Here is a 6,403-nt window from a genome sequence, read left to right as displayed (position 1 = left end):
ACCATGGTCAAGAAGAACGGAACCTCCCAACCCGCCGCTGAGGGGGCGCAGGATACCGGTCCGGTCGCGGAACCGGCCCCCCGAGACGAGCGCCGGGTGCGTCTGGACACCAGCCATATGAAAAGCTCCTATTGCAACGTCTGCAACGCGACCAGCACCCGCGAAGAGGTGGTGATCAATTTTGGCCTCAACCAGAGTTGGGACCGCAGCGACGGCGATCTGGAGATCGAGATCCAGCACCGCATCATCATGAGCCCGCATGCCGCCGGAAAACTGCGCGAGGTGCTGAATGAGCTCATCGGTGAATACGAGGGACGGTATGGCCCGTTGAAGGACTGAGTCCGCTTTGGAAGGCCGGAGCACACCGCAAGACAACCCCGAACCGGAGGCATCGACCGCCGCCGCCCGGCCAGCTCCGGCGGATCCCTGGCGCGCATTCCTCGACCCGGTGGACGGGGCGGAATTCCTGCAGGGCTGGCTGGCCATCGCCGCCAACCGGATCGCCACCGCTCAGGCTGGGGCGCTGTTCCTGCGCGGTGACGGCGGCCGTCTGGGCCTGGCCGCGCGCTGGCAGGTGGCGGAGGCGGAAACCGACCGGCTGGTGACCCTGGCCGAGGCGATGCTGCGCAAGCCCGAGCCTTTGTTGCAGCGCGGCGAAAGCGACACCCTGCTTGGCTACCCGATTGACAGCGGCGGCACGGTGCAGGGGATTCTGGTGTTGGCGCTGGGTCAGCATCCGAATGGCGCAGCGATGCGCGCTCTGATGCGTGAATTGCACTGGTCATGCGGTTGGATCGAGGCGCGGCTGATGCAGGGGCAGGCGGCGCTGGGGCGCAAGCAGGCCAGCAGCGCGCAATTGCTGACCGGTCTGCTGGCGGCCTGTGAGTCACATGCGCGGTTCGACGGCGCGGCGCTGGCGCTGGTCAATGCGATCCCCGATCTGACCGGGTTCGACATTGCCGCCATCGGCATGCAGCGCCGGGGCCGGGTCCGGCTTGAAGCGTTGAGCCGGGTTGCCGCCTTTGGTCGCAAGGCGCAGGCCGTCGCCGCCTATGAGGCCGCGATGGACGAAGCGCTGGCGCAGGGCGTGCCGGTAACCTGGCCCGCACCCGAGGCCGGGCGGCAGATGATCGACGCCGCGCATCGGCTGTTGGCGCGGGATCTGGGTGCCGGGGCGCTGATCTCGGCGCCGCTGCTGGTGCGCGGTCAGCCGGTCGGGGTGCTGTTGCTGGAACGCGGCCGCGCCGGTGACGCTGCAGTGGCTCTCGCCGATGGCACCGCAGAGGAATTGCAGCTGGTGGCGGCGGCGCTGGCGCCACTCCTCAAGGCCAAATATGACGAAAGGCGGCTGCTGTCGGGCCGGTTGCGCGACTGGGCCGGGCGCGGGCTGGGCGCGGTGTTCGGGCGACGTCCGGCGATCAGCCTGGCGACGCTGACCCTGGCCCTGGCGCTGACCTTGCCATTCCTGATCCAGACCGGGTTGCGGGTGCGCGCCGAGGCCACCCTGGAGGGCGCCGAGCAACAGGCCGCCGTGGCGCCGGTCGACGGGTTCCTGGCCGAAGCGCCCGCCCGGGCCGGGCAGCAGGTGCGGGCGGGAGACAGGCTGGCGCGGCTGGATTCGCGCGATCTGACGCTTGAGGCCGCCGCCGCTGCCGCCCGGATCGACGAGGCGCGGCAAGCCCTGCGCGCAGCGCTGTCCGAGGGCGATCGGGCCGCCGCCGCCATCGCCACGGCCGATCTGGCCGAGGCCCGCGCCGCCGCTGACCTGACCGCCGCGCGGCTGGCCCGGCTGACCATCACCGCGCCGATTGACGGGTTGATCGTGTCGGGCGATCTGAGCCAGCGGATCGGCGCGCCGGTCAGCCGTGGCGATACCTTGTTCGAGGTGGCGCGCCAGGACGGCTGGCGGCTGCGCATCGAGGTGAGCGAATTCGACCTCGGGCTGGTCGCCACCGGGCAGCTGGGCCGCGCCGTGCTGGCCGGACTGCCCGACCGGCCGGTGCCGTTCACCGTGCAGTCGATCGCGGCGGTGTCTGACCCCGGCGACGGCGAGAACCGGTTTCGTATCGAGGCGCTGGTGAACGACCCGCCCGCCGGGCTGCGCCCCGGCCTCAAGGGGGTGGCCAAGATCGAGGTGGGCCGGAGCTCGCTGGCCCATGCCTGGCTGCGCGGCACCCTGGTCCGGCTCAAACTGCTCAGCTGGCGCTGGCTGCCATGAGCGACAGCCATCATTCCAACGACTGGTATCGGATCAGCAGCGCCAGGCCCCGGCTGCGCCGCGACGTGCGGGTGGTGCGCAACATCTATCTTGGCCAGCCCTGGTATGTGCTGAGTGACCCGACCGGCACCAAGGTCCACCGCCTGACCCCCGCCGCGCAGGAGGTCGCCGGGCGGCTCGACGGCACCCGCACCATTCAGGCGATCTGGGAAGACCTGCAAACCCGGCTGGCCGAGGACGCCCCGACCCAGGATGAAATCGTCCGCCTGCTGAGCCAGCTGCACCAGTCCGACCTGCTGGACAATGCCGACACGCCGATGCTCGACGATCTGCTGGAGCGCCGCGACAAGGACCGCGCGCAGAAGTGGAAAAAGCTGCTGCTGAACCCGTTGTCGATCACCCTGCCGCTGATCGACCCGGACCGGTTCCTGATTGGTCTGGTGCGGCTGCTGGGGGGGCTGCCCCGCGCCCTCTGGTGGCTGCTGGCCGCTGCGATCATCGCCACGGCGCTGGCCTTTCTGCCACTGCATTGGGCGGCGCTGACCGCGCGCGGGCTTGAGGGCTTTCTCGATCTGGAAAACCTCGGGCTGATCGCGCTGATCTATCCTCTGGTCAAGGCCCTGCACGAGATCGGCCATGGTGTCGCGGTGCGCAGCCGTGGCGGCGAGGTGCATGAGATGGGGCTGATGTTCATCGCCTTTTATCCGATCCCCTACGTCGAGGCCTCGGCCTCGTTGGCCTTTCCCAGCAAGTGGGACCGCGCGGCGGTGGCGGCGGCCGGGGTGGTGGTGGAACTGGTGATCGCCGCCTGCGCCTTTTTCCTCTGGATCGGGGCCGAGCCGGGGGTGGTGCGCGCGGTCTTGTTCAACACCATGATCATTTCGGGCCTGTCGACGCTGGCGGTCAATGGCAATCCGCTGCTGAAATTCGACGGCTACCATGTGCTCTGCGATCTGATCGAGATCCCGAACCTGGCCAAACGCGGCAACGATTGGTGGGGCGAAATGGTGCGGGTCCATATCCTCGGCACCGGCGAACGGGCGCGCACCCGGATGCAGATCAACGGCTGGGAACGGACCTGGTTTGCGCTCTACCCGCCGGCGGCTTTCGCCTATCGGCTGATGATTTCGGTCAGTATCGCACTGTTCGTGGCGGGCAGTTACCGGCTGGTCGGGGTGCTGCTGGCAATCTGGTCGATCACCCTGATGCTGGCCTGGCCAATCCTCAAGACCGCGCAAAAGGGGCTGACCGATCCGCGCATCCAGCGCGTCGGTCAACGGGCGGTGCTGGGGGCGGCGCTGACCGCGCTCGGGCTGGGCGCCTTGGTCTTTGCCGCGCCCTTGCCGCATTACGCCGTGGTGCAGGGTGTCGTCTGGCTGCCGGAAGAGGCGATATTGCGGGCCCCACAAACCGCGCGGATCGTATCACTGCATGCCGCGCATGGCGCCACCCTGGCCGCGGGCGCGCCGATCGTCAGCTTTGCGGCCCCGGATCTGGAGGCCGAGGCGCGAATCCGCGCGGCGCGATTGCAAAAGGCGCAGGCGCAATATGCCGCCGCAAGGGCCGAGGGCCGCGCCAACGTGATCCAGGCGCGCAGCCGGGTCGAGGAAGCCGCTGCCGCCCGCGATGATGCCAACGCCCGGTTGGCCGAGCTGGAAGTCACGGCGGCCTTGCCCGGCAGGCTGAACCTGCCCGCCGCCACCGGGCTCGAAGGGCGGATCCTGGCGCGTGGCGCGGTGATCGGGCAGATCCTGCCACAGAACGATCCGGTGATCCGGGTGGCAATGCCGCAAGCGCTGGCCGCCCTGATGCAGCGCGAATTGCGCGGGATCGAGTTGCGCCTGGCCGACGCGCCCGACCGGGTGATGCCGGCCGAGGTGCGGCGGGTGGTGCCGGCGGGCGACGATATCCTGCCCTCGCCGGTGCTGGCGTTGGACGGTGGCGGGCCCTTTGCCACGGTGCCGGGGCAGGACGGGTCGCTGCGCAGTGCGACGCGGTTGTTCCAGTTCGACCTTGGCCTGCCCGCAGGCACCCGCCCGGCCTATGGCATGCGTGCCTATGTGCGGCTGAACTTCACCGCCAAACCGCTGGCCGTTCGGGTGGCACGCGCGGTCCGGGCGCTGTTCCTGCGGTCCTTCGATGTCTGACGCGGCGCGGCCCTGGCAGACCTCGGAACGCGCCGACACCGCCGAGCCCGAGCGGCGAGCGCTGACGCCAAGGCGATCCGACGAACTGGTGCGCACCGCCCTGTCCTATCTGCGCCGGGCGACCAGGGGGCCGGGACTGAGAGCCCGGATCGAGACCGGCGCGGTGATCCGCATCGGGCGACGGCTGGCGGCGCTTGACGATGTCGCTCTGGTGGCCGAGGTGCGGGCGCAAGCGCCGCTGTTGCTGGCGCGCGGGCTGCGCGGGCGACCGATGCGGATCGTCGCCGCCGGGGTGCGCGAGATGACCTTTCGCCGGTTGCAGATGCGCCATCATCCGGTGCAGATCACCGGTGGGCTGGCCTTGACCCGTGGCCAGATCGTCGAAATGGCCACCGGCGAGGGCAAGACCATCACCACGCTGATCCCGGCGGTTCTGGTGGCCCTGACCGGGGTGCCGGTGCATGTCATCACCGTCAACAAATACCTCGCCCGCCGCGATGCCGAGACGCTCGCCCCGGTGCTGGAGGCCTTTGGGCTGACCCATGGTGTCATTACCGAAGAGACCGAGCATCACCTGCGCCCGGCGATCTATGGCTCTGATGTCGTCTTCACCACCAATTCCGACGTGACCTTTGACTATCTGCGGGACCGGCTGGCGCTGGGCCGCGACCGCACCGCGCTGGCCGCAATTGCCCGGCGGATGCTGGGCGGGGACGGCGGCCGCGACAGCGCCCGGATCCTGACCCGGGGCCTCGGCTTTGCGGTAATCGACGAGGTCGACAGCATCCTGATCGACGAGGCGCAGACGCCGCTGATCATCACCGTCGAACGCCCCGGTGGCGATGCCGCCCGTGCGGCGGATGAGGTGATGCTGGCGCTGGCCGCGACGCTGGATCCGGGCACCCATTTCCAGTTGGATCGCAAGGCGCGTAGCCTGCGCCTGCTGCCGCCCGCCGCTGATGTTCTGGCCGGGCTGGTGCCGCCAATCCCGGCGCTGATCCCGGAAATGGCCCGGCGCGAGGCGCTGGTCCAGGCGCTTTCGGCGCTGCATCTCTATGCCCGCGACGAGGATTATATCGTCACCGAGGACGGCCTTGCCATCGTTGATGAATTCACCGGGCGGGTGATGCCCGACCGGCAATGGCAAAGCGGGTTGCACCAGATGATCGAGGCCAAGGAACGGGTCGAGCGGTCTGGCAGCCGCGAGACGCTGGCGCAGATCACCTATCAGACCTTCTTTGCCCGCTATCTGTGGTTCGCCGGGATGACCGGCACCGCGCGCGAGGTCGCGCGTGAGCTGCGCCTCAGCCACCGGCGCCCGGTGCTGCGGCTGCCAACGCATCGCCGCATACGCCGTCGAATGGCACGCACCCGGCTTTATGGCCGCGCCGAAAACCGCTGGGTCGCCGTGGCGCGCGATGCCGCAAGGATCGCCGGCAGCGGGCGCCCGGTGCTGATCGGCACCCGCTCGGTCGCCGCCTCTGAAGCCATTGCCGAACGGCTGCGCGCCGCCGGGCCGTCGCCGGTGGTGCTGAACGCCCGCCAGGATGCGGACGAGGCCGGGATCGTGGCCGAGGCCGGGGCGCCGGGGCGGATCACCGTCGCCACCAATATGGCTGGGCGTGGCACCGATATTCCGGTGACCGACGCGGTCGAGGCCAAGGGCGGGCTGCATGTCATGTTGACCGAATTCCACAGCTCGTCGCGCATCGACCGACAGCTGATCGGGCGCAGCGCCCGGCAGGGTCAGCGCGGCTCCGCCGCCGCCTATGTTTCGCTTGAGGATCCGCTGTTTGCCGATATGGCGCCGGGGATGGTGCGGGTGCTGCGCGCCCTCTCGGCCCGCTGGCCCGGCCGTCTGCCCAGCCCGCTGGCCGAGCTTCTGCGCAACCTCGCCCAGGCCCGGTCAGAGCGGCGCGGGCGCAAACGCCGTGCCGACACCGTGCGCCGCGCCCGCAAGCAGGACAAGGCACTGGGGTTCCGCCCGGACAACATCTGAGAGCGGCGGGCTCTCGGCAGAGTGTTGGCGCGGTGAGGT

4 protein-coding genes are annotated in these 6,403 nt (G+C 69.8%); all 4 read left to right on the top strand.

Features of this window, described 5'->3' with window-relative positions; translation table 11 throughout:
* Positions 1-3: 3 nt before the first annotated feature.
* Genes P1U48_RS09855 through P1U48_RS09840 form a run of 4 tightly spaced genes read left to right on the top strand, consistent with a single transcriptional unit; the run spans position 4 to position 6,364 of the window.
* A complete protein-coding gene (locus P1U48_RS09855; RefSeq protein ID WP_301068809.1) occupies positions 4-339 on the top strand; it encodes a DUF3467 domain-containing protein in 336 nt (111 codons plus the stop codon).
* A gap of 7 nt (positions 340-346) precedes the next feature.
* Complete coding sequence (locus P1U48_RS09850; RefSeq protein WP_301068808.1) at positions 347-2,218, top strand: HlyD family efflux transporter periplasmic adaptor subunit; 1,872 nt, start codon at positions 347-349, stop codon at positions 2,216-2,218.
* A complete protein-coding gene (locus P1U48_RS09845) occupies positions 2,215-4,365 on the top strand; it encodes a PqqD family peptide modification chaperone (protein ID WP_301068807.1) in 2,151 nt (716 codons plus the stop codon). The genes P1U48_RS09850 and P1U48_RS09845 overlap by 4 nt, the downstream gene beginning before the upstream one ends.
* On the top strand, positions 4,358-6,364 hold the full coding sequence (locus P1U48_RS09840; protein WP_301068806.1) for a translocase: 2,007 nt from the start codon (positions 4,358-4,360) through the stop codon (positions 6,362-6,364). Before P1U48_RS09845 ends, P1U48_RS09840 begins: the two co-directional genes overlap by 8 nt.
* Positions 6,365-6,403 lie beyond the last annotated feature (39 nt).

Source organism: Pseudooceanicola sp., from assembly GCF_029213205.1.
Classification (GTDB): Bacteria; Pseudomonadota; Alphaproteobacteria; order Rhodobacterales; family Rhodobacteraceae; genus Pseudooceanicola.
The sequence above is the reverse complement of the archived record's forward strand: the minus strand, read 5'-3'. Positions and strand labels throughout refer to the sequence as shown.